Below are 23,964 nucleotides of genomic sequence, written 5' to 3' on the forward strand. Positions count from 1 at the left end.
ATGCTACTGGCCGACCGTTAACGAACCGGAAACCATAACGGCGGCAAAACCCGTTGATCGCGCTGGCGGAGCGCAGCCACGCGACCCGCGCCCCCTCTCGAACGGAGCTGAACTTGGTTCGGTTCGAAAATGTCGGATTGCGTTACGGCCTGGGGCCGGAGATCCTGCGCGACCTCAGCTTCCAGATCCCGGCGCACTCGTTCCAGTTCCTCACCGGCCCGTCGGGCGCCGGGAAGACCTCGTTGCTGCGCCTGTTGTTCCTGTCGCATCGGCCGACGCGGGGCCTCGTCAATCTGTTCGGCCACGACATCTCGCAGCTCGGCAAGGACGAGATCGCGGACTTGCGCAAGCGCATCGGCATCGTGCTGCAGGATTTCCGCCTGCTCGATCACATGACGACCTATGAGAACGTCGCGCTGCCGTTCCGCGTCATGGGCCGCAGCGAGTCGAGCTACCGCAAGGAGGTGATCGACCTGTTGCGCTGGGTCGGGCTTGGTGACCGCATGGACGCACTGCCGCCGATCCTGTCGGGCGGCGAGAAGCAGCGCGCGGCGATCGCGCGCGCCGTGATCTCGCGGCCGCAGCTGCTGCTCGCGGACGAGCCCACCGGCAGCGTCGATCCGACGCTCGGACGCCGCCTGCTGCGGCTCTTCATCGAGCTCAACAAATCGGGCACCGCCGTCATCATCGCGACCCACGACATCGGCCTGATGGACCAGTATGAGGCGCGGCGGCTGGTGCTGCACCAGGGACGGTTGCACGTCTATGAGTAGGACCGACGAGCGCGGCGTGCTGGTCGACCTCGGGCAGGAGCGTCCGCAGCTGCCGGCCAAGGCGCGCAACATGTCGCCGATCGTGCCGCGCGCCTCGATCCAGGGTCGGGCCCTGGTCGCCGTCGTCGCCATCATGACCTTCCTCGCGTCGATGGCCACGGGCACCGTGCTGCTGGTCAGCGCCTCCGCCGCGGAATGGCAGTCGGACGTCGCGAGCGAGATCACCATCCAGGTTCGCCCGCAAACCGGGCGCGATCTCGAACGCGACACCGCAGCGGTGACCGAGGCGATGCGCGCGCAAGCCGGAATCGTCGAGGTCAAGCCGTTCAGCAAGGAGGAGAGCGGCAAGCTGCTCGAACCCTGGCTCGGCACTGGGTTGTCGATGGACGATCTGCCGGTGCCGCGCATGATCATCGCGCGCGTGCAACCCAGCACGCCGCTCGATCTCGAGGCCCTGCGCGCTCGGGTGAACCAGGTCGCGCCGGGCGCCAGCGTCGACGATCATCGCGCCTGGATCGAGCGGATGCGCTCGATGACCAATGCCACCGTGCTCGCCGGCCTCGGTATCCTCGCGCTCGTCATCGTCGCCACGATCATCTCCGTCTCGTTCGCGACCCGCGGCGCCATGGCGGCGAACCGCCCGATCGTCGAGGTGCTGCACTTCGTCGGCGCCGGCGACCGTTACATCGCCAATCACTTCCTGCGTCATTTCCTCCGGCTGGGGCTTGAGGGCGGCGTGATCGGCGGCGGCGCCGCCATGCTGGTGTTCGGCTTCTCCGAGTCGATCGCCGGCTGGTTTTCCGGTACCCCCGTCGGCGACCAGTTCGCCGCGCTGCTCGGCACCTTCTCGCTGCGGCCATCCGGCTACATCGTGCTTGCGGTCCAGGCCGTGCTGATCGGCGCCATCACCGCGGTGGCCTCGCGCCAGACGCTGTTCGCGACCTTGAACGACGTCGACTAGGGTTGAGATACCGGACTCCACTTCGCCTCAAAACATCCTAAAATCAGTCAGGAAAGGGATCACCGACATCGCATGACCTCGCCGACCGACGATCGATCGCCGAAACTGCCGCGCGGCTGGCTGCGCGCGGCAATCGTGTCGGCGATTGCGCTGGCCTTCGTCGGCGCCGCGGCGGGCTTCGTCGCGTTCCTGTCGCAATTGCGCGGCGCCGAGATCGCACCGAGCCGCAAGGCTGACGGCATCGTGGTCCTGACCGGCGGCTCCTCGCGGGTGTCGGACGCGATGGAGCTGCTCGCCGCCGGCTACGGCAGGCGACTGTTGATCTCCGGCGTGCATCCGACCTCGACGGCGCACGACATCTCCAGGACGTTGCCGGAAAACCAGTCCTTCATGACCTGTTGCGTCGATCTCGACCGCACCGCGCTCTCGACCCGCGGCAACGCGGCGGAGGCGCGGCGCTGGGCCGAAGGGCGCCGCTTCAAGTCGCTGATCGTGGTCACTTCGAACTACCACATGCCGCGCGCGCTGGTGGAATTCTCGCACGCGATGCCCGAGACGGCGCTGATCCCGTTCGCGGTGGTCGGCGAAAAATGGCGCGAGGAGCCGTGGTGGACCTCGCCGTCCACCTTACGGCTGCTGCTGTCGGAATATGTCAAGTACCTCGCGGCCGAGGTCAGGGTGCGGCTGGAGGATTTCGGGATTGACCTTTGGCCCGAGATATCGGAGCAGCCTGCAGGCCGGCAGCCAAAGCGGCCCGCCACCGCCCAGGCCAATTGACACGCCAATTGACATGCCAATTTGAGACGCCAATTGACCGGCAAATTGATGGACCGTCGATGTTCCTGATTTTCCTGCGCTCGCTCGTGTTCAACGTGCTGTTCTATGCCGTGCTGGTGTGTCTTGCGATCGTTGCGCTGCCGACCTTCGCATTGCCGCCACGCGCCATGCTGACGGTCGCCGAATGGTGGGCGAAGGCGACATTGGTCCTGATGCGGGTGGTCTGCAACATCAAGGTGGAATTCCGGGGCACGGAGAAGATTCCGCAGGGGCCGCTGGTGATCGTGGCGAAGCACCAGTCGTTCTGGGAGACCTTCGTGCTGCCGGGCTTCTTCGACCGCCCGATCTTCATCCTCAAGCGTCAGCTGATGCAGATCCCGGTGTTCGGCCAGTTCCTGGTCAAGACCGGCATGATCGCGATCGATCGCAATGCCGGCGTGAAGGCGCTCCTGGACATGACCCGGCGGGCGCGCGAGGCGGTGCGCAGCGGCCGGCAACTCGTGATCTTTCCGGAAGGCACGCGCCGCGCACCCGGGGCGCCGCGGGATTACAAGACCGGCTTTGCGCAGATCTATTCGTCCTGCGGCGTGCCGTGCCTGCCGGTCGCGCTCAATTCCGGCCTGTTCTGGCCCCGCCGCACCTTCATGCGCTATCCCGGCACGCTCGTGGTGGAGTTCCTCGATCCGTTGCCGCCGGGCCTGCCGAAGGACGAGTTTCTCTCCCGCGTGCAGACGGTCATCGAAGATGCGACCGGCCGCCTCGTCGAAGCGGGCCGCAAGGAGCAGGAGCAATTGATCGGCTCGGCGCCGAGCTACGCGCCGACAGGCTAGCGGCTTTCGCGGTCTTCGTTTTGACTCGCGTGCAGGGAATGCGCATCGCCATGCAGCATCAATGCAAGCTGGTGCAGCTGCGTGTCGCGAAAGCCTTCCGCCTCGATCGCCTTCACCGTCGCGGTGACATAGTCGCGGTTGGCGCCCGACTGGCCATGGCCCTGGAGGACATGACGGTGCTGCTCGGCGAGCGAGAGACGGCCGGCATATTGCGCATGGCCGCGGTCGACGACATAGGCGAGCGCGGAGACGCGCTGGCGCGCGTCGTTCTCCAGCCAGACCGAGCGCATCACCTCGCGATAGACCGAGGTGACCTGCTCGCGCGCGCGCAAGTAAGCGACGACCTCGGTGCGGCTTCTTTCAGCGACGCGGAAGGCGATGCCGCGGCAGGCACCACCGCGGTCGAGCCCGAGCACCAGGCCCGGCTTCTCCGGAGTGCCACGATGCACGAAGGAATAGACACAGAGCGCGCGATGCTCGCCGACCAGCCGCGCCGGGACGCGCTCCTCGAAGTCGAAGCCCGGCCGCCACATCAGCGAACCATAGCCGAACACCCAGAGGTCGCCTTTGGCGGTGGTGACGGAGGGGAGGGTGATTTCCGACATTTCGGGCACGGCTACCAGAACCATGTGCCGAAGCGAAGCGAATTCTCCGCCTTTCGCCGCAGCCGCACCACGCTTACATTTGCCTGAATCTGGGATCAAAGGGTCGCCGCATGTCCAATATGACCGTTGCCGCAGGCCGCCGCTCCCGTTGGGGCCTTTTCGTCGCACCCATTCTCGTCGTGATCCTCGCCGTCGCGTGGAGCTGCTTCTGGTTCTATGCGGCTTCGCGGGCCGAAACGGCCGCAGACGCCTGGCGGGCGCAGGAGGCCAAGTCGGGCCGCATCTATGATTGCGCCAAGCGCTCGATCGCCGGCTTCCCGTTCCGCTTCGAGATCCAGTGCTCCGGCGCCAGCGTGTCCCTGGTGTCGCAGAACGCAAGCAAGACGCCGTTCACGGCCAAGCTTGACAACATCCTGGTCGTCGCCCAGGTCTACGATCCCAAGCTCGTGATCGCCGAATTCTCCGCACCCGCGACGCTGACCGACGGCGTCACGCAAAACACCTTCGTGGTGAACTGGAGCAAGGGCCGCAGCAGCGTGGTCGGCCTGCCCTCGGTGCCGGACCGCGCCTCCATCGTGTTCGACGATCCCTCGCTCAACCGCCTCGACGGCAGCGTGCAGGTGCCGCTCGCGCGCGCCAAGCAGGTCGAGCTGCACGGCCGCCTTGCCGACGGCTCGCCGGCCGATCATCCCGTGCTCGAAACCGTGCTTCACGTCGCGCAGGGCAGCATTCAGGGCGTTCATCCCCTGCTCGCCGAGCCGTTCGAGGCGGACACGCGCGCCAGGGTCACCGGCCTCTCCGACCTCACGCCAAAGCCGTGGCCGCAGCGCTTCCGCGAGATGCAGGCTGCCGGCGGTCACATCGAGATCGTGCAGTCGCGGATCCAGCAGGGCGAGATGATCGCGGTCGCGGCCGGCACGCTCGGCCTTTCGGCCAACGGCCGGCTCGACGGCGAATTGCAGATGACGGTGACGGGTCTCGAACGCGTGATCCCCGCGCTCGGCATCGAGAAGATGCTGGAGGAGGGCGTGCCGCAGGCAACGCTCGACCGCGTCGCGCCCGGCGTGAAGTCGCAGGACCTCACCAATCTGTTCGGCGCGCTCGATCGCGCCGTTCCGGGCCTCGGCAAGGTCATCAAGCAGAACGCCAATGCCGGCGTCGCCGCCGGCATCAACTCGATCGGTACCGAGAGCACGCTCGAAGGCAAGAAGGCGCGCAGCTTCCCGCTGAAATTCGTCGACGGCGCCGTGCTGCTCGGCCCGGTCAAGGTCGGCCAGATCCCGCCGCTGTATTGATCATTTTCAGTCTCGTCATTCCGGGGTGATGCGCAGCATCGAACCCGGAATCCATTTCACCGCGTGCGCTGTAGCCCGATGGATTCCGGGCTCACCCTTCGGGCGCCCCGGAATGACGGAAGGCTACGGCTTCTTCAGCGCCGCAAGCGGCCGGCCGAAATCCGGCGCGGCCGAATCCTGGCCGATCTCGACGATGCCGCGGCGGATGGCGCGGGTGCGGGTGAAGTGGTCGAACAGCGCCTCGCCGTCGCCGCGACGGATCGCGCGCGTGAGCTTGGCGAGATCCTCGGTGAAGGTGCCGAGCATCTCCAGCACGGCCTCCTTGTTGGCGAGGAAGACGTCGCGCCACATCGTCGGATCGGAGGCCGCGATGCGGGTGAAATCGCGGAAGCCGCCGGCGGAGAACTTGATGACCTCCGACTCCGTCACCTGCGCCAGCTCGTCGGCGGTGCCGACGATGGTGTAGGCGATCAGATGCGGCAGATGGCTGGTGATGGCGAGCACGAGATCGTGATGATCCGGCGTCATCACCTCGACCTTGGCTCCCATCGCCGCCCAGAACGCGCGCAGGCGATCGGTCGCCGCGGCGTCGACGCCTTCGGGCGGGGTCAGGATGCACCACCGGTTGATGAAGAGCTCGGCGAAACCTGAATCCGGCCCCGAATGCTCGGTGCCCGCCACCGGGTGCGCCGGCACGAAATGAACGGTCTTCGGCAGATGTGGCGCCATGTCCCTGACGATCGCGCCCTTGACCGAGCCGACGTCGGAGACAACAGCACCGGGCTTCAAATGCGCGGCAATCTCCTGCGCCACCGGCCCGCAGGCGCCGACGGGAATGCAGAGGATGACGAGATCGGCATCCTTCACCGCTTCCGCATTGGTCGCCACCACCTTGTCGACGATACCAAGCTCCATCACCCGCGCGCGCGTCTTCTCCGAGCGCGCGGTGGTGACGATCTCGCCAGCCAGGCCCTGGAGCTTCGCAGCGCGCGCGATCGAGCCGCCGATCAGGCCGAAGCCGATCAGCGCGATGCGCTGGAAATGCGCCTGCTCGCTCATTTGCCGGCCAAGAAGTCGCGCAAGGCGTCGACCACGAGGCGGTTGGCCTCCTCGGTGCCGATGGTCATGCGCAGCGAATGCGGCAGGCCGTAGTTCTTCAGGCCGCGCAGCACGAGGCCGCGCCTGGTGAGGAAGGCGTCGGCGTCGTCGGCGGTCCTGCCCTTGTCGGTCGGAAAGTGGATCAGCACGAAATTGGCGACGCTCGGCGTCACCTTCAATCCGAGCTTGCCGATCTCCTCGGTCAGCCAGTTGCGCCAGGTCTCGGTGAATTGCTTCGACATCGCCTGATGCGCGGTGTCCTCGATCGCGGCGACCGCGGCATACATCGCCGGCGTCGACACGTTGAAGGGGCCGCGGATGCGGTTGACGGCGTCGATGATGTGCTCGGGGCCGAACATCCAGCCGATACGCAGCGCAGCGAGGCCGTGGATCTTGGAGAAGGTGTGGGTCACCACCGTGTTCTCGGTGGTGGCGACGAGCTCGATCCCCATCTCGTAGTCGTTGCGCGAGACGTAGTCGCAATAGGCGGCGTCCAGCACCAGCAGCACGTGCGAGGGCAGGCCGGCGCGCAGCCGCTTGACCTCGTCGAACGGGATGTAAGTGCCGGTCGGGTTGTTGGGGTTGGCGAGCCAGACCAGCTTGGTCTTCGGCGTCACCGCCTTGAGGATGGCATCGACGTCGCAGGTGAGATCCTTCTCCTGCGCGATGACGTTCTTGGCGCCGACCGCCATGGTCGCGATCGGGTAGACCAGGAAGCCGTGCGTCGTAGAGATCGCCTCGTCGCCGTGGCTGAGATAGGTGTGGGCGAGCAGATTGAGGATCTCGTCCGAGCCGGCGCCGCAGATGATGCGGTTGGGATCGAGCCCGAAGGAGCGGCCGATCGCCTCGCGCAGCACGCGCGAGGTGCCTTCCGGATAGTCTTCCAGGTGGTCCGCCACGCGCTTGAACGCCTCGATCGCCATGGGCGAGGGCCCGAACGGCGTCTCGTTGGCGGACAGCTTGAAGACCTTGCGGCCCGGTTCGGCGACCGGGCTCTTGCCGGGCGTATAGGGCGCAATATCGAGAATGCCGGGATTCGGCACGGGGCGGGACATCTTGAACTCCGAAAATGGCAGGGCGTGGTGCGCGGTTTACGATTTCGCCCCGGTCGGGGGCACCGTATAGCGCGTTGCGTGGCTGCCGACGAGGGCCACGGAGCGCACGGAGGCCCCCGCCTCGATCAGGGCAGCCCTGATCTTGTCGATACTGGTCGCGCTTGTGACCGAGACCAGCAGCGCTGCGCCGTCGAAGGCGGTATCGGGCACCGCCACGATCTCGGCGAGCGGCGACAGCGCGCGCGCGACCTCGGCGTTCCACCCGGAGACGCGCACGCTGAAGGTCTCGACCTCGGTCACCAAAGCGCTGTCGGCGACGCGCGAGATCGCGAAGACCGGCAATGCGGCGGGATGGTCGGCGCGTTCGATGAAAGGCATTCGCGCGATGATCTTCGGCGCGCCCTCCGCTTCCAGCTCCAGCCACCACGGCGTGCGGCTCGAGGTCGCCGAGACCAGTGCCAGGTCACCCCTGGATTTTGCCGCCGCTTCCACCGCGGCCTGCGCGCTGAAATGCGCGACGTAAGGCACGGTGAAGCCGAAATGGAAGCGCGCAGAATCGCGCATCGCCGGCTCGCTCACCGAGACGTCGGCATGCACGGAGAACGGCGCCTGCACATAGGTGAAGGTCGAGATGATGACGCGCCAGATGCTTTCGACCGTGTCGAGCGGCAGGATGCCGCGATGGCGCCGCACGAGGTCGCGCATCATCGCGGCCTCGCGCGCGGGCCGGAACGCCGAGCCGACCTCCTGGGTCTGCTTCACCTGGATCAGGCGGTCGATGATGTCGCCGCGCTGCATCAGCAGGCGATGCATGCCCTCGTCGATCGCGTCGATCTCCTTGCGCAGTTCCTGCAGCGATGGCGGCGCGGGCGGACGTTGGGACATGTCTGGCTGTCGATCGTTTCGAATGGGGAATGTCCTGATTAGGCAGTCGGGGCGGCGAAAGCAAAGAGAAATGACGTCCTTCTCCTTCGACGCGGCAGGGGCGAATTGAGCCGATCCGGGCCGCGACTTGACGAAAACCGCCCAAGACGGTAGCTTTTGCCCGTTCTGTGGTCATTTGAGCCGGCCGGCTTGCAGCCACGTTAAAAAACTCGCTAAACAGGCCGGGGACGCTTCCGATCCCGGCCGAACCTATCGTTCAGGCCGGGTTTTTCATGGCCTGATGCAAGTGGCGATCAAGCGTTTGATCGCAAACGAGGTCGATGGTCAGATGGGTGGCGTCAAGTCGATACCGAGTCCTGCGATCAGCGCCGACGAGCGGTCGCATGAGGTGGATCATCCGAGCTCGCAGGTTGCGCATTTCGGCGCCGACCAGCCGCTGCGGCTCGATTGCGGCGTCGATCTCTCACCGTTCCAGATCGCCTACCAGACCTATGGCGAGCTCAATGCCGATCGCTCCAACGCGGTCCTGATCTGCCATGCCCTGACCGGCGATCAGCATGTCGCCAATGTCCATCCCGTCACCGGCAAGCCGGGCTGGTGGGAGACGCTGGTCGGCCCCGGTCGGCCCATCGACCCCAAGCACTACTTCATCATCTGCTCCAACGTGATCGGCGGCTGCATGGGCTCGACCGGGCCGGCGTCGATCAATCCCGCCACCGGCAAGGTCTGGGGGCTCGATTTTCCCGTCATCACCATCCCCGACATGGTGCGCGCGCAGGCGATGCTGATCGACCGGCTCGGCATCGACACGCTGTTCGCGGTCGTCGGCGGCTCGATGGGCGGCATGCAGGTGCTGCAATGGACTGCGGCCTATCCTAGCCGCGTGTACTCCGCGCTGGCGATCGCCTGCGCAACGCGGCACTCGGCGCAGAACATCGCCTTCCACGAGCTCGGCCGCCAGGCCGTGATGGCCGATCCCGATTGGCACGGCGGCGGCTATGCCGATCACGGCATCCATCCGCATCGCGGGCTCGCGGTGGCGCGCATGGCGGCGCACATCACCTATCTCTCCGACGCGGCGCTGCATCGCAAGTTCGGCCGGCGCATGCAGGATCGCGAGCTGCCGACCTTTTCGTTCGACGCCGACTTCCAGGTCGAATCCTATCTGCGCTACCAGGGCTCCTCCTTCGTCGAGCGCTTCGATGCCAACTCCTATCTCTATCTGACGCGCGCGATGGACTATTTCGACATCGCGGCCGACCATGGCGGGGTGCTGGCGAAAGCGTTCGCCGACATCAAGACCCGCTTCTGCGTCGTCTCCTTCACCAGCGACTGGCTGTTTCCGACCTCGGAATCGCGCGCGCTGGTGCATGCGCTGAACGCCTCGAGCGCGCGCGTGTCGTTCGCGGAGATCGAGACCGATCGCGGACACGACGCCTTCCTGCTCGACGTGCCCGAATTCTTCGACATCTCCCGCGCCTTCCTGCAATCGGCCGGCAAGGCGCGCGGGCTCACCGGCAGGAAGGACGGCTAGCGATGTCTGTACAGGAAGTGCTGCCGCTCGGCGGCCTTGCGGCGGGGCAGCCCGGCCAGTTTCGCGCCGATCACCTGCTGGTCGCCGAGATGGTCAAGCCGGGCTCGAAGGTGCTCGATGTCGGCTGCGGCGAGGGCGATCTGTTGCAGCTGCTGGAGACGCGCGGCATCGACGGCCGCGGCATCGAGCTGTCGCGCGAGGGCGTCAACCGCTGCGTCGCCAAGGGTCTTGCGGTGGTGCAGGGCGACGCCGACACCGACCTAGTCAACTATCCGGATGACGCCTTCGACTATGTGATCCTGTCGCAGACGCTGCAGGCGACGCGGCAGCCGCGCGTGGTGCTGGAGAATCTGCTGCGCATCGGCCGAAGAGCCATCGTCTCGTTCCCGAATTTCGGGTTCTGGAAGATGCGGCTCCAGCTCCTGGTCGGCGGCCACATGCCGCGCACCGAGAACCTGCCGGCGACCTGGTACGACACCGCCAACATCCATTTCTGCACCATCAAGGATTTCGTGCAGCTCTGCGCCGAGATCAACGTCAAGATGGAACGTTCGGTGGCGCTCGATCTCTACGGCCGCCCGGTGCCGCTGAACCTGCCCTGGTGGGTGTGGAACATGTTCGGCGAGCAGGCGGTGTTTCTGCTGAGCCGGGGTGGGGGCAAGTAGTCTCTCTTCGTCATTCCGGGGCGATGCGAAGCATCGAGCTAGGATGCGCAATTGCGCATCCGAGAATCCATCGTGCGACAGCGTTTGCGGCCTGATGGATTCCGGGCCTGCGCCTTCGGCGCATCCCGGAATGACAGCTAGTGTGGGACCAGCGAGCGCGGATCCCGCGCCGGCCAGCGCCCCGCCTCCACCAGCGTCACGAACCGCTCGACGCTTTCATTGAACAGCGCGGGCTCTTCGAGATTGAGCACGTGGCCTGACTTCGGAAACATCGCCAGCCCCGCTGCGGGAAGGTGCTTCTTCACGAACAGGCTCGGGCCCACGCACGGATCGTCCTCGTCGCCGCAGATGATCAGTGCCGGCGTCGTCGCCTTCCTGATCGCATCCGTCATCGTGTAGATCGAGGGACGGCCGCCCTGGAAGCCGCGCATCGTGCGCGCCGAACCCTTGGCATCGTGACGTGCCAGCGCGGCATAGAAATCGGCGTGGCCGCGCGGATCTTTCACCAGGAACGGAATCCGGCTCGGCGCCTCGCGCGTGACTTTGGCGACCTCTTGCGAGCCCAGCGTCTCGAACTGCTCGGCATTGGCGCGGCACTGCTGGCGCCAGGCTTCCAAATTCTCCAGCTCCGAACCCGAGCCGACGCCGGCCAGCGTCATCGACAGCGCGCGCTGCGGCGCGTTCAATCCGATCTGCAGCGACGAATAGGCGCCCATCGACAGGCCGACGAGATGCGCGCGCTCGATTCCGAGATGATCGAGCACCGCGAGCGCATCGCTATAGAAATGCGTGTAGCTGTAGACCTCGCCCTCGGGCACGTCCGACGGCGTGTAGCCGCGCGCCGAATAGGTGATGCAGCGGTGGCCGCGCGAGAAGTAACGCATTTGCGGCTCCCAATTGGTGTAGTCGGCCGCGAACTCGTGCAGAAAAATGATTGGCGTTCCCTGACCCGCCTCTTCGAAATAGATGCGGACGTCGTCCCTGGTCTTGGCGTGGGGCATTAACCGTTTCCCTCTGTTCAAGCCGTCTTTGCAGGATCGCAGTTAATGCTGTTGTCCGCAATGCGGCAGCATCGACCAGTGTCGGCGCAAAATCATCGCAGCTATTCGCGGGCTACCCGCGTCTTTTTCTCGCCACATCGGGCGGCTTAACGGCCGGACGGATGTCGGCTCTTGCACGGGCCGGCGGGAAGTGGGGTGTCAACGAAGGATGAAGAATGTTTGAGTTGTTTGCGTCTCGCCTGTCGCGTTGTGTTGTTGCGCTGGCGATCTTCTCCGCGGCTCTTGCCGCATTCGGTTCTCCGGTCTCAGCGCGGCCGCATCATCGTCATAGCGCAGAGCGGCACGCTCACGTGCACCACGCCAGACATCATCATCACCGCCACCATGCACGCAGTTCGCGCTTCGAGCGCAGCGCTGCGCAGCTTCAGGCGGGCGGGTTCGGCGACACTTTTGCCAGCTATGATCCGAACACCAATAGCCCCGGCGCTGCCATGAGCGGCAATGGTGGAACGATCATCACCGGTGGCGGTCGAATGGTCACGCGCGCAAGCCGTCGCGCGGCGATGAGCGCGAACGGCGGCATGGCGAATGACGCCACGAGCAGCGGTGGCTTTGGCGGCGGATCGGGCCTCGTCTCCGAGGCGCGGCGCTACATCGGCGGCAATCCGACCGGGCGCGGCAGGCTGTGGTGCGCGCGCTTCATGAACATGGTGCTGGAGCATACCGGTCATAAGGGCACCGGATCGGACATGGCGAGTTCGTTTGCGCGCTACGGCACGCGCGTCTCCGGTCCGCAGGTCGGCGCCATCGCGGTGATGTCACGCGGTCGCCGCGGCGGCCATGTCGGCATCGTCACCGGCATCGATGCGCAGGGCAATCCGATCATGATCTCCGGCAACAACGGCAACCGCGTCCGCGAGGCGCCGGTCTCGCGCGGGAAGATCTATGCGTATGTGATGCCGAATTGAGGTGACGACAGCGACGGTCTCGTAGGGTGGGCAAAGGCGCACTTGCGCCGTGCCCACCATTTCGTTCGGTCGCTGAAATTGCGTGGGCACGCTTCGCTTTGCCCACCCTACGGCAGCGGCGCAAGCTCACAGCAGCTTCGGCTGCTCCACGATGATCGCATCGCCCACGCCGATCTCGCCGCCTTCGATCACCTCGGCATAGATGCCGCAGTCCATGTGGCCGAGATGGCGCGAGAGCGTCGGCGGGATCTCGAGGTCGCGCTTGGCCGTCACCGGGTCCACATTGGTGGCGGGGCAGCGGACGATGCGCTTGACCACCTTCAGCCGCGCCTGTCCGATCGCAAGCGTCTGGCCGACGAGATCGAGCTCCGACCAGGCCGGCCAGCCCTTCACGTAGAGATTGGCGCGGAAGCGCAGCGGATGCACCGCGGTGCCGCCCAGCATGGCCTCGATGGCGCGGACACTGCCGAGATTGATGATGGAGACCACCTTGCGGGCGACGTCGGAGAAGCTGTGGTCGCGGCCGGACAGCAATTTCGGCGGGCCCTTGAGTTCCGGCTGAAAGTTCTCCGCGACGTAGCGCTCGATGGCCGCCCGCCCAGCCGCGGTCTCCAGGTCCCCGCTGGCCACGACCTGACCGCCCCTGCGTATGGTCAGGACATTGCTGGCGTCGTCGAAATGGCTGTCGAGCTCGGCCAGCCGCTCATTGCGTGCCAGCATCAGGAACTGGATCTTCGGCTTCCATTCGGGCGCTTCAGGATCGAAACCGCTCGGACCGTTCTCGATGGCGTAGCGGCGGTCGGCGGGCAGGGTCTGGCCCGGTCGCAAGGGAACGCGGCGCAGCGGCTCCGGCGTCAGGCCCTTGACCGGGTAGCGGTAGAGGCCGGTGATCTCGGCGGTCTGGCTGGCTGTCATGCCGTTACTTAGAGGATTCGGCCGGCCGGCGCCAAGCAGCCGAGAAGCGCACGAAATTGTGAACGCGCCTCTTTCGTTCCGCCGGACCGCTGCCCACATCTGCCTCAGGCCGGCGCCAAGCCGGCAAAAGACCACCGTTCCCGCTTGAGACTCCTCAATGCGGGCAGTCGAAACCCAATGAAGATGCCGTATTGGGGTGCCTCAGAGGGCCCCAAGGGCAGGCCGAGGGACAGAAAAGATGAATATCGAGAAATATACCGAACGCTCCAGGGGCTTCATCCAGTCCGCGCAGTCGCTCGCGATGCGCGAGGGGCATCAGCAGTTTTCGACCTTGCACATGCTGAAGGTCCTGCTGGACGACAATGAGGGATTGGCTTCCGGCCTGATCGACCGCGCCGGCGGCAATTCCCGTGCAATCCTGAAGGCGACCGAGGACGCCCTCGGCAAGGTGCCGAAGGTTTCCGGCGGCGGCGCCGGCCAGATTTACCTCGCACCCGAGCTCGCCCGCACCTTCGACGCCGCCGAGAAGGCCGGCGAGAAGGCCGGCGACAGCTTCGTCACCGTCGAGCGGCTGCTGCTCGGCCTGACGTTGGAGAAGTCCAGCGAAGCCGGCACGATTCTGAACAAGGGCGGCGTCACCCCGCAGAACCTCAACGCAGCGATCGAGGCGTTGCGCAAGGGCCGTACCGCGGACTCGGCGACCGCCGAGAACGCCTATGATGCGCTCAAGAAATATGCCCGCGACCTGACCCAGGCGGCGCGCGACGGCAAGCTCGATCCGGTCATCGGCCGCGACGAGGAGATCCGCCGCACCATTCAGGTGCTGTCGCGGCGGACCAAGAACAATCCCGTCCTGATCGGCGAGCCCGGCGTCGGCAAGACCGCCATCGCCGAAGGCCTCGCGCTGCGCATCGTCAATGGCGACGTGCCCGAGAGCCTGAAGGACAAGAAGTTGCTGTCGCTCGACCTCGGCGCGCTGATCGCCGGTGCGAAATATCGCGGTGAGTTCGAGGAGCGGCTGAAGGCCGTGCTCCAGGAGGTGACCGGGAGCGAGGGCACCTTCATCCTGTTCATCGACGAGATGCACACGCTGATCGGCGCCGGCAAGGGCGACGGCGCGATGGACGCCTCCAACCTGCTCAAGCCGGCGCTCGCGCGCGGCGAGCTGCATTGCATCGGCGCGACCACGCTCGACGAGTATCAGAAGCACGTCGAGAAGGATGCGGCGCTGGCGCGGCGCTTCCAGCCGATTTTCGTCAGCGAGCCATCGGTCGAGGACACCATCTCGATCCTGCGCGGGCTGAAGGACAAGTACGAGCAGCACCACGGCGTGCGGATCACCGATTCCGCGCTGGTCGCGGCGACGACCCTGTCCAACCGCTACATCACCGATCGCTTCCTGCCCGACAAGGCGATCGACCTCATGGACGAGGCCGCCGCCCGGCTGAAGATGCAGGTCGATTCCAAGCCGGAAGAGCTGGATTCGCTCGACCGCGAGATCATCCGGCTCAAGATTGAGCAGGAAGCGCTGAAGAAGGAAACCGATCCCGGCTCCAAGTCCAGGCTCCAGACGCTGGAGAAGGACCTGGCCGAGCTCGAGGAGAAGTCGGCTGCGCTGACGTCGCGCTGGAGCGCGGAGAAGAACAAGCTCTCCGACGCCCAGAAGCTGAAGGCCGAACTCGACGGTCTGCGCGTCGAACTCGCCAACGCGCAGCGGCGCGGCGAATTCCAGAAGGCGGGCGAGCTGGCCTATGGCAGCATTCCGCAACTGGAGAAGCAGCTTGCCGATATCGAAGCCAAGGAGAACGCCGGCGAGATGGTGGAGGAGGCGGTCACCGCCAACCACATCGCGCAGGTGGTCTCGCGCTGGACCGGCGTGCCCGTCGACAAGATGCTGGAAGGCGAGAAGGAGAAGCTCCTCAAGATGGAGGAGCAGTTGGGGCAACGCGTCGTCGGCCAGGCCGAGGCCGTGCGTGCAGTCGCAACCGCCGTCCGCCGCTCGCGCGCAGGCTTGCAGGACCCGAACCGCCCCACCGGCTCGTTCATGTTCTTAGGCCCGACCGGCGTCGGCAAGACCGAGCTCACGAAAGCCTTGGCGGAATACCTGTTCAACGACGAGACCGCGATGGTCCGCCTCGACATGTCCGAGTACATGGAGAAGCACTCGGTCTCGCGGCTGATCGGCGCGCCTCCGGGCTATGTCGGCTATGACGAGGGTGGTGCGCTCACCGAAGCGGTTCGGCGCCGGCCTTACCAGGTCGTGCTGTTCGACGAGATCGAGAAGGCGCATCCCGATGTCTTCAACGTCCTGTTGCAGGTGCTCGACGATGGCCGCCTGACCGACGGCCAGGGCCGCACCGTCGACTTCCGCAACACGCTGATCATCATGACCTCGAACCTCGGTTCGGAATTCCTGGTGAACCAGCCGGAGGGCGAGGACACCTCGGCCGTGCGCGATCAGGTGATGGGAATGGTGCGCGGACATTTCCGCCCCGAATTCCTCAACCGCGTCGACGAGATCATCCTGTTCCACCGCCTGCAGCGCAGCGAGATGGGCCGGATCGTCGAGATCCAGTTCGCGCGGCTGCAGAAGCTGCTGACCGATCGCAAGATCACGCTGACGCTCGACGCGGCCGGCCGCGACTGGCTCGCCGCCAAGGGCTGGGATCCCGCCTACGGCGCACGTCCGCTGAAGCGCGTCATCCAGCGCCACCTGCAGGACCCGCTGGCCGAGATGATCCTCGCCGGCGACGTCAGGGACGGCGACAGCGTTGCGATCTCGTCCGAAGGCAACGTGCTGACCTTCAACGGCAAGGCGCCGCAGACCGCGGAGATTACGCAGTTCGACGCGCCGGTGGCGAAGCGCAAGCTGAACTGAGGGTTGGCGTTCGAAAGCAACCAGATGCCCCGGAGAGGCCGACCTCTCCGGGGCGCTTGACGGGTCAGACCGCCCGCCGGCTAGCTAACCGAGTGCTGACGCGGAGCCGGGATCGACAGGGTCCTGCTCCTGGTCGTCTTCATCGAGATCAGAGAGAATATCGACGAGCTCGCGAACGCGGCCCTGCGCCAGCGGCCGCAAATCGTTGATCATCGGCTCGTCGTTGGCGAGCCAGGCCCTGGCTTCTGCAAACTCCTCGGCGGTTGCGCCGGTTCCGATAATCCGGGCAATGGTGACATCGTCTGCGCCGTCTACCGCCTTGGCGACATCGTCGCGTGAGAGGTGCGTCATGGGCAGCCCTCCTGCTGTCGGCTTCGTCAGCGTCCAACCGAGAACCGGCCCACCGGTTCCCGGCCAACGCGTGCAACCCAAGGCTACTTCTTGGCGGCCTTGTAGATGGCGTTATCGACGTCCGAGCTGAAGTAGATGACGCCCGACGCTCCGACTGCAACACCCGTCGGAATATTGCTCGGCAATCCGCCGGGCGTACCCGGGAGGCCGATCGGGAGGTTGGCTGCGATCTCCGTCACCGTGCCGCTGTCCGGCGCGATCGCGATCAGCCGCTTGGCGCCGACTTCCGCCACGATCAATTGGCCATCGGGATTGCGCGCGATGCCTTCCGGCATTTTCAGCTCCTTGGCGAGCACCGTCTTCCCGCCCTTGCTGTCGATCCGGGACACCGTGCCGGCAAAGGCCTCGGTGACGTAGACCTCGTCGGTCTTGCCGCGGACGAGCCCGACCGGGCCTTCGAGGTCACCGATCAGCGTGGTGCGATCCTTGCCGTGCTCGCCGCTCACCTTGACCAGCGATTTAGTGCCGAGCTCGGCGACCAGGATGCTGCCGTCCGCGAGCACGATGGCGTCGTGCGGCGCCTTGAAGCCGTGCAGCATGTCGCGTGTGGTGCCGGTCTTGGCGTCGATCACCTGCACCGTGCCGGTGAACCAGCTCGACAGCACCACGTCGTTGCCGTGCGCCGTCGCGCTCATCGGATATTCGAGCGTCGTGCCCGCGGCGTGCATGCGCGCCTTCTCGGTGACCTCGCCGGTCGCCCCATTCACCGTGCGGTAGGCGAACACGTCGGCGACGTGGATCGTATCCTTGCCGTTCTCGCTAGTGACGCCGATGCCGCCGGGCAAAGCCAGCTTGCCGATGATGATCTGCCTGGCCTGGCCGGTCGCGGGATCGACCTCCTGAATGCCGTTGTCGGCCATGTTGGAGACGTAGATGCGGTCCTTGGCGTCGATGGCGAGATTGTCCAGCGACGGCTTCAATTGCGCGACAATGGTCTTGCCGCCCGATTTGGGATCGACCCGGACGAGCTGGCCGAGCGCGGTGTCGATCACGAACAGGTTGCCCTTGGAATCGAAGTTCACCGCGGCCGGGATCTTGAAGCCCTCGGCGACGACGGTCAGTTCGGCCTTGTCGACGTCGACCTTGGCGACCTGGCCCTTGAACCAGAGCGGACCGTAGAGCTTGTCGTCGGGACCGAACTCGAAGCCGTTGAGGCCGCCCATCTTCTCCATGATCTGGCGCGGCGGCTTCACACCCTCGACGTCGATCTCGTAGAGCGTATCGCCGAGGAAAACGGTGGTGGCGTAAAGCCTGCCGTCCTTGCGAAAGGCGAGCGAGTTGATGCCGGGAAGGCCGCTCGCGAGCTTCTTGATCGGGCCGTCACCCTTTCGGGAATAGAGATCGCCGGTCAAGAATCCGGTCCAGGCCATGGTGCCGTCAGGCGCGAACGCGATGTCGTCGGCCATGCCGATCGGAGAAGGTATTGCAACCTTGGCGGTACCGCCCGAGATGTCGACCTCGTAGAGCGCCGCGCCGGCGACGCTGCCGGCAAACAGATGGCCGGCCTTGTCGACACCGAGGCCGTGCACGCCATGGAATGCGGAGCCGGGCACGAGTTTTGTCACTTCCCAACCGTCGGCTGACGCGCTCGACGCGGTGAAAAATGCAGCGACGAAGGCTGCGCAGGCGAGCCTGTTGTTCATGGCGAGACCTCCCGTTTTTTGGAAAGTATTCGCCGCTCACGCCGCTTTGGCAAACGAAACTTGACGTTGTGACGCTGCCACGCGGCCTCGCTGCGCAGCGTCTGTGTTTGAAATTCTGTTTGAAAATGTCCGGCCGATAACGGCCGATGCCGGCTTAGCGGTTGGTGACTTACCGGTTAGTGACCTGCAGCGGGCCGCCGGTGGCGTCCGACATGCGCGCGATGGCGCCGCCGCGGCCGCTCATCATGCCCTCGAGCCGGTCGCGCTCCTTCTCGAAGCTTGCCAGCATCGGGCCCTCGAGCGACCGGCCGCGCGGCAGCTTCACGCGCATCGGGTCGACGAAGCGGCCGTTGACCAGGATCTCGTAATGGACATGCGGGCCGGTCGACTGGCCGGTCGAGCCGACGAAGCCGATCACCTGGCCCTGGCGCACCTTCTTGCCCGCCTCCATGCCCTTGGCGAAGGCCGACATGTGACCGTAGGCGGTCTCGTAGCCGTTGGAATGCTTGATGCGGATGTACTTGCCGTAGCCGCCCTCGGGGCCGGCCTTCTCGATCACGCCGTTGCCGGAGGCGAAGATCGGGGTGCCGTAGGCGGTGGCCCAGTCGACGCCGGTGTGCATCTTCACATAGCCGAGGATCGGGTGGCGGCGGCCGCCGAAGCCGGAGCGCATGATGGCGTTGTTGATCGGCTTCCTGACCAGGAACTTCTTCGCGCTCTTGCCGGTCTCGTCGTAATAATCGACGACGCCGTCGTCGGGACTCTGGTAGCGGTAGTATTTCTTGGTCTCGCCGCCGACGGTGAGGGAGGCGAACAGCACGTCGTTCTTTTCGATCGAGGTCACGCCCTCGTCTTCGCCGGCGTAGAACACGTCGAAGGAATCGCCCGGCTGCACCTTGCGCTGGAAGTCGACGTCGTAGGAGTAGATCTTGATCATGTCCTCGATGACCGGCATCGGCACCTTGTTGCGCATCGCGGTCTCGTAGATGCTCTGGTACAGCCGCACGCCGGAGCCGTCATCCTCGTCATCGTCGTCGCTGCTGGCGCTCGCCGCGGCGTCGGCGGCAGTGTTCATGCTGGAGACGTCGACCGCGACGTATCTGCCGAGATCGGACAGCGCCGCGATCGCCTCGACCTTGGTCTCGTTGGCGACGACGACGCGGTAGGGCTGGAGGCGGGCGCCGGGACTTGCGGGCGCCATCAGGATGCGGAGCTTCTCGCCCTCCTTGAGGCCGCCGTCGCGGCCGCGGGGCCCGAGCGTCGCGGTGATCGCCTTGATCTCCTCGGGCGTGGCGCCGAGATCGCGCAGCACGCCGGCGACGCTGTCGCCCTTCTTGACCAGATGGATGCGTTCGCCGTTGGGATTGCCGCCGGTGATCTGCTCCTTGGTCTTGGGCAGCAACGTGACGTTTTCCGGCACCACGCGCGTCTCGAAGCCGGCATAGGGATCGGACGGCGAGGCTTCGGCGGCGTAGGCGGTCCTGATGTCGGAGGGGCCGGTCGCGCCGGAGATGTCGGCGGCGGCATTGGCGAGCGAGGCGTAGCGCACCCCGCCATTGCCGCGCCAATTGGCGGCGTCGCGGACCCGCATCAGGATGTCGTCGAGCGCCACCACCGCGGAAATCTTCGCCTTCGGCAGCACCGGCGACAGGTCCTTGGTGACGAAGGAGACCTCCGCGTCGGGCTCGACGGCTTCCGGATTGTTCGGGTCTTCCGCGGCCGCCTTCGGATCGGAGCCGACATCGGTGAGCAGGCGCTGGGCGTTGAACGGCGGAATTTTCGCCGACAGATCGCTCGTCGTCATCGACAAATTGCCGGCGATGCGAACGAACGGGCGCACCCGCATCACGTCGCGGTTGCCGACGCGGGCGACCGTGGAGACGCGCACGATGTTGCGGGACGCCGTGGATTCGCTCGGTGGCGGCAGGCGGTCGCTCTTGTGCAGCGTGGCGGCGCGGTCGGCGGCACCGAAGGCGCCGCGCAGCGCGCCCTCGACCCGCTCCGGCACCTTGGCGAAGGTCATCTCGCCGTCGAGAGATGCGAAAACGGCGCCGCCGATCAGGGCTGCGCCGCAGAGTCCGGTCAAGATCGTGCCGCTGAACCATTGCACGGAGACGCGGCGGCGGTCGATCACGGCGGCTTCAGAACCGTCGACCGACAGCGGCGGCTCGTGGCCGAGATCGATGATCCCGGTCTCACGCCCGTAAGCGCCGCGTGACGTCCTGTGGTTCACTCAAGTCCCCCAATCAACGACCCAAGAAGCCTGGTCCCGAACCTCGTCCTCGTCGCCCTCTTGAAGGGGCATCGCCGGAAAAGGCAAGCCGCACAGGCGCCCGCGCTCAGAAGGCCCCCGACGGGGACCGGCCGAAATTACGAACAGCTGGACGGAAAAAGCTCTCTCGATGTCTCTCGAATGTCCGGGGAAGGCCGCGTCATCTGCAAGATCGCCTTCCTCTGACCCCATGAAAACCGCCGGCAGCCCCCACTGGCATCCCCGCGATTCAAGCTTGTCTACTACCAGAACGCCGCGGGATTGTGGCTCAAGTACGGCGCCTGTCATGGAAAAAGTTTCCTGAATGGGCGGTCGCCGGCGACCGCGCCGAGGGGGCGCGGCAAGCCGCCCCCGGAGCCCTTCCCGGGGCCCGTGGAGGCCAAACTTTTTTTCAGATTTTTCGCCGGACCGCGCCGGTCGGGCTCTTTGCGGCCCGTCTAACTGGCTGGAAACGTGTAATTATTTTCCCCGATCCACTGTGCGACGATTTGTTGACGATTGGCGTTGACAGCCCGGAAGGTGGGGCCTATAACCCCAACCACTGAGCGCGGCGCCGCCGGGTCACTGACCAAGGCGAGCGAACGCGCCACTGATGCTCCTCACCTTGTTGAGTGACACAACAGCCGACACAAGTCGGTTGGAGTTCATCCATCGTCGGTGAGGGTGTCGGAACCCTTCCCACCTAGGGAAGGTTGGGGCCTCCTGGTCCCGGGCTGTTTGACAAGTGAAGATGAAGAAAGAGAAACGTGGACGGCGGAGTCCTTGCGGGTCTCGCTTCTGGAAAGCTTCGGCTTTTCTGATCGAGACCGGACGAAAGACTTCGGCGGTACACGTTTCAAAGGTTACACCATCGTTGCCAGCGATGTGAATCGCAGGCAGCTCGTCGATTTCGGTCGACGAAAAATGGTGGGACCTCGTCAAACGTTGTGATCAGCCGGTTCAAAGTTCAAGTCCAACTTGAGAGTTTGATCCTGGCTCAGAGCGAACGCTGGCGGCAGGCTTAACACATGCAAGTCGAGCGGGCGTAGCAATACGTCAGCGGCAGACGGGTGAGTAACGCGTGGGAACGTACCTTTTGGTTCGGAACAACACAGGGAAACTTGTGCTAATACCGGATAAGCCCTTACGGGGAAAGATTTATCGCCGAAAGATCGGCCCGCGTCTGATTAGCTAGTTGGTAGGGTAATGGCCTACCAAGGCGACGATCAGTAGCTGGTCTGAGAGGATGATCAGCCACATTGGGACTGAGACACGGCCCAAACTCCTACGGGAGGCAGCAGTGGGGAATATTGGACAATGGGGGCAACCCTGATCCAGCCATGCCGCGTGAGTGATGAAGGCCCTAGGGTTGTAAAGCTCTTTTGTGCGGGAAGATAATGACGGTACCGCAAGAATAAGCCCCGGCTAACTTCGTGCCAGCAGCCGCGGTAATACGAAGGGGGCTAGCGTTGCTCGGAATCACTGGGCGTAAAGGGTGCGTAGGCGGGTCTTTAAGTCAGGGGTGAAATCCTGGAGCTCAACTCCAGAACTGCCTTTGATACTGAAGATCTTGAGTTCGGGAGAGGTGAGTGGAACTGCGAGTGTAGAGGTGAAATTCGTAGATATTCGCAAGAACACCAGTGGCGAAGGCGGCTCACTGGCCCGATACTGACGCTGAGGCACGAAAGCGTGGGGAGCAAACAGGATTAGATACCCTGGTAGTCCACGCCGTAAACGATGAATGCCAGCCGTTAGTGGGTTTACTCACTAGTGGCGCAGCTAACGCTTTAAGCATTCCGCCTGGGGAGTACGGTCGCAAGATTAAAACTCAAAGGAATTGACGGGGGCCCGCACAAGCGGTGGAGCATGTGGTTTAATTCGACGCAACGCGCAGAACCTTACCAGCCCTTGACATGTCCAGGACCGGTCGCAGAGATGTGACCCTCTCTTCGGAGCCTGGAGCACAGGTGCTGCATGGCTGTCGTCAGCTCGTGTCGTGAGATGTTGGGTTAAGTCCCGCAACGAGCGCAACCCCCGTCCTTAGTTGCTACCATTTAGTTGAGCACTCTAAGGAGACTGCCGGTGATAAGCCGCGAGGAAGGTGGGGATGACGTCAAGTCCTCATGGCCCTTACGGGCTGGGCTACACACGTGCTACAATGGCGGTGACAATGGGATGCTAAGGGGCGACCCTTCGCAAATCTCAAAAAGCCGTCTCAGTTCGGATTGGGCTCTGCAACTCGAGCCCATGAAGTTGGAATCGCTAGTAATCGTGGATCAGCACGCCACGGTGAATACGTTCCCGGGCCTTGTACACACCGCCCGTCACACCATGGGAGTTGGTTTTACCTGAAGACGGTGCGCTAACCCGCAAGGGAGGCAGCCGGCCACGGTAGGGTCAGCGACTGGGGTGAAGTCGTAACAAGGTAGCCGTAGGGGAACCTGCGGCTGGATCACCTCCTTTCTAAGGATGGTTCTTCAGAAGCTTGCTTCTATCGAACCGTTTTAGAAACATCAGTGGCCAACAGATCGCCAGATCGTTGAGCTGCATTGGCGGGATTTCGCCGTCTACGTTTCTCTTTCTTCGCGGACGAACACGCGCTGGGGCTGCAGGCTTGCAGAATCCCTGGTCCTTAACAGGATAAGCGTTAGGGGCTTGTAGCTCAGTTGGTTAGAGCGCGCGCTTGATAAGCGTGAGGTCGGAAGTTCAAGTCTTCCCAGGCCCACCACGCTTCGCCGGTGGCTTCGCGTGGCACCGCCACGCAAGACATGAAGCGAAGCGTGTCCGGCATAGCCCGAAGGGCGACGTCGGACTTTTGAGAGGCGCTTCGTCTTCTGGTTACGGGGCCATAGCTCAGCTGGGAGAGCGCGTGCTTTGCAAGCATGAGGTCGTCGGTTCGATCCCGTCTGGCTCCACCAGATGGTTTGATCACCGAGATCTTGTACCGTCGTCCGCGAAACATCACTTCGCATCCTGCTAGTCTGGATAGACAGCAAGATGCGTGATTTCTGACATCGTAAAGAGGAGATCGATCCGAGTTGGATCGTGCGGCAAGCAATTGCCACGCGAGACTTCATTATCTCCGGATCATTTTCGGCGCTCGCGTCCAGCCGCAAGGTTGGCCATCGAGTTGTAAAATGATCCTTTTAGCGAAGCTTGACCGCCTCGCTATCGGAACGATCTTACGAAGCAAGCTGGTCTTTCTAGTCAATGTCCGGCTGCAGATAGCGTTCATCGAGGGCGCGCGCCTTAGAGATTTCGGTCTCTTGGTAATTCTGCAGACAACATTCTGCCGAGTGTGTGGACATTGATAATGAGAGCAATCAAGTGCCTTAAGGGTGTTCGGTGGATGCCTTGGCGCTGAGAGGCGATGAAGGACGTGCTACGCTGCGATAAGCCGTGGGGAGCTGCGAAGAAGC

The 23,964-nt window shown here is 64.6% G+C and carries 18 protein-coding genes, 2 tRNA genes, 2 rRNA genes and 1 riboswitch (1 of these 23 only partly in view); of the genes, 13 read left to right on the forward strand and 9 right to left on the reverse strand.

Features of this window, described 5'->3' with window-relative positions; all coding sequences use genetic code 11:
• Positions 1-113 precede the first annotated feature (113 nt).
• From ftsE to DCM80_RS15400, 4 genes are all read left to right on the forward strand, one after another.
• The gene (gene ftsE / locus DCM80_RS15385; RefSeq protein ID WP_018646542.1) at positions 114-773 is read left to right on the forward strand and encodes a cell division ATP-binding protein FtsE; all 660 of its coding nucleotides are present in this window, start codon (positions 114-116) and stop codon (positions 771-773) included.
• On the forward strand, positions 766-1,734 hold the full coding sequence (locus DCM80_RS15390; RefSeq protein ID WP_257197770.1) for an ABC transporter permease: 969 nt from the start codon (positions 766-768) through the stop codon (positions 1,732-1,734). Before ftsE ends, DCM80_RS15390 begins: the two co-directional genes overlap by 8 nt.
• A gap of 72 nt (positions 1,735-1,806) precedes the next feature.
• Positions 1,807-2,511, forward strand: a complete 705-nt coding sequence (locus tag DCM80_RS15395; RefSeq protein ID WP_257197772.1) for a YdcF family protein — start codon at positions 1,807-1,809, stop codon at positions 2,509-2,511.
• Between the two features lie 59 nt (positions 2,512-2,570).
• Positions 2,571-3,341 carry a 1-acyl-sn-glycerol-3-phosphate acyltransferase gene (locus DCM80_RS15400; RefSeq protein ID WP_257197773.1) on the forward strand — a complete coding sequence of 257 codons (771 nt, stop codon included), beginning with the start codon at positions 2,571-2,573 and terminating at the stop codon, positions 3,339-3,341.
• Here the strand turns inward: DCM80_RS15400 and DCM80_RS15405 are convergent.
• Positions 3,338-3,946, reverse strand: coding sequence for a gamma-glutamylcyclotransferase (locus tag DCM80_RS15405; protein ID WP_257197775.1), 609 nt, complete (start codon positions 3,944-3,946; stop codon positions 3,338-3,340). The genes DCM80_RS15400 and DCM80_RS15405 overlap by 4 nt on opposite strands.
• A 110-nt stretch (positions 3,947-4,056) precedes the next feature.
• Here DCM80_RS15405 and DCM80_RS15410 point away from each other — a divergent pair, with 110 nt between their 5' ends.
• The gene (locus DCM80_RS15410; RefSeq protein WP_257176292.1) at positions 4,057-5,241 is read left to right on the forward strand and encodes a DUF2125 domain-containing protein; all 1,185 of its coding nucleotides are present in this window, start codon (positions 4,057-4,059) and stop codon (positions 5,239-5,241) included.
• 123 nt (positions 5,242-5,364) lie between these two features.
• Here DCM80_RS15410 and DCM80_RS15415 read toward each other — a convergent pair whose 3' ends face one another.
• The 3 genes from DCM80_RS15415 to DCM80_RS15425 are packed head-to-tail and all read right to left on the reverse strand — an operon-like array spanning position 5,365 to position 8,279.
• The gene (locus DCM80_RS15415) at positions 5,365-6,300 is read right to left on the reverse strand and encodes a prephenate/arogenate dehydrogenase family protein (RefSeq protein WP_257176293.1); all 936 of its coding nucleotides are present in this window, start codon (positions 6,298-6,300) and stop codon (positions 5,365-5,367) included.
• Complete coding sequence (gene hisC, locus DCM80_RS15420) at positions 6,297-7,394, reverse strand: histidinol-phosphate transaminase (RefSeq protein WP_257197776.1); 1,098 nt, start codon at positions 7,392-7,394, stop codon at positions 6,297-6,299. Before hisC ends, DCM80_RS15415 begins: the two co-directional genes overlap by 4 nt.
• Positions 7,395-7,430: 36 nt before the next feature.
• Positions 7,431-8,279, reverse strand: a complete 849-nt coding sequence (locus DCM80_RS15425; protein ID WP_257197778.1) for a chorismate mutase — start codon at positions 8,277-8,279, stop codon at positions 7,431-7,433.
• Positions 8,280-8,436: 157 nt separating this feature from the next.
• A riboswitch (SAM riboswitch) is annotated at positions 8,437-8,516 on the forward strand.
• A gap of 91 nt (positions 8,517-8,607) precedes the next feature.
• Between DCM80_RS15425 and DCM80_RS15430 the strand changes: the two genes are divergently transcribed.
• Entirely contained in the window at positions 8,608-9,813 is a 1,206-nt protein-coding gene (locus tag DCM80_RS15430) for a homoserine O-acetyltransferase (RefSeq protein WP_257197953.1), read from the forward strand.
• Positions 9,814-9,815: 2 nt separating this feature from the next.
• The gene (gene metW / locus DCM80_RS15435) at positions 9,816-10,478 is read left to right on the forward strand and encodes a methionine biosynthesis protein MetW (protein ID WP_257197779.1); all 663 of its coding nucleotides are present in this window, start codon (positions 9,816-9,818) and stop codon (positions 10,476-10,478) included.
• A 137-nt stretch (positions 10,479-10,615) separates the two neighbouring features.
• Here the strand turns inward: metW and DCM80_RS15440 are convergent, their stop codons facing one another.
• Entirely contained in the window at positions 10,616-11,479 is an 864-nt protein-coding gene (locus DCM80_RS15440) for an alpha/beta fold hydrolase (protein ID WP_257197781.1), read from the reverse strand.
• 215 nt (positions 11,480-11,694) lie between these two features.
• On the opposite strand from DCM80_RS15440, the gene DCM80_RS15445 reads away from it, so the two are divergent.
• Complete coding sequence (locus tag DCM80_RS15445) at positions 11,695-12,447, forward strand: TIGR02594 family protein (protein WP_257197782.1); 753 nt, start codon at positions 11,695-11,697, stop codon at positions 12,445-12,447.
• 126 nt (positions 12,448-12,573) lie between these two features.
• Here DCM80_RS15445 and DCM80_RS15450 read toward each other — a convergent pair whose 3' ends face one another.
• Complete coding sequence (locus tag DCM80_RS15450; RefSeq protein ID WP_257197783.1) at positions 12,574-13,362, reverse strand: MOSC domain-containing protein; 789 nt, start codon at positions 13,360-13,362, stop codon at positions 12,574-12,576.
• A 238-nt stretch (positions 13,363-13,600) separates the two neighbouring features.
• On the opposite strand from DCM80_RS15450, the gene clpB reads away from it, so the two are divergent.
• Positions 13,601-16,240: an ATP-dependent chaperone ClpB gene (clpB, locus tag DCM80_RS15455; RefSeq protein WP_257197784.1), complete on the forward strand. Its 2,640-nt coding sequence runs from the start codon at positions 13,601-13,603 to the stop codon at positions 16,238-16,240.
• Between the two features lie 84 nt (positions 16,241-16,324).
• Here the strand turns inward: clpB and DCM80_RS15460 are convergent, their stop codons facing one another.
• From DCM80_RS15460 to DCM80_RS15470, 3 genes are all read right to left on the reverse strand, one after another.
• Complete coding sequence (locus tag DCM80_RS15460) at positions 16,325-16,591, reverse strand: hypothetical protein (RefSeq protein ID WP_257197786.1); 267 nt, start codon at positions 16,589-16,591, stop codon at positions 16,325-16,327.
• 83 nt (positions 16,592-16,674) lie between these two features.
• Positions 16,675-18,294, reverse strand: coding sequence for an SMP-30/gluconolactonase/LRE family protein (locus DCM80_RS15465; protein ID WP_257197788.1), 1,620 nt, complete (start codon positions 18,292-18,294; stop codon positions 16,675-16,677).
• A gap of 169 nt (positions 18,295-18,463) precedes the next feature.
• Positions 18,464-20,527, reverse strand: coding sequence for a M23 family metallopeptidase (locus tag DCM80_RS15470; protein ID WP_257197790.1), 2,064 nt, complete (start codon positions 20,525-20,527; stop codon positions 18,464-18,466).
• Between the two features lie 992 nt (positions 20,528-21,519).
• Between DCM80_RS15470 and DCM80_RS15475 the strand changes: the two genes are divergently transcribed.
• The 4 genes from DCM80_RS15475 to DCM80_RS15490 all read left to right on the forward strand — a co-directional run.
• Positions 21,520-23,008: ribosomal RNA gene (locus tag DCM80_RS15475) — 16S ribosomal RNA — on the forward strand.
• Positions 23,009-23,196: 188 nt separating this feature from the next.
• Positions 23,197-23,273: transfer RNA gene (locus DCM80_RS15480), tRNA-Ile, on the forward strand.
• 114 nt (positions 23,274-23,387) lie between these two features.
• A tRNA-Ala gene (locus DCM80_RS15485) sits at positions 23,388-23,463 on the forward strand.
• A 403-nt stretch (positions 23,464-23,866) separates the two neighbouring features.
• Positions 23,867-23,964, forward strand: a 23S ribosomal RNA gene (locus DCM80_RS15490) (it continues 2,748 nt past the right edge of the window).
• Together the 16S and 23S rRNA genes with 2 tRNA genes alongside form the textbook arrangement of a ribosomal RNA operon.

It is taken from the genome of Bradyrhizobium sp. WBOS08, from assembly GCF_024585125.1.
GTDB classification, from domain to species: Bacteria; Pseudomonadota; Alphaproteobacteria; order Rhizobiales; family Xanthobacteraceae; genus Bradyrhizobium; species Bradyrhizobium japonicum_B.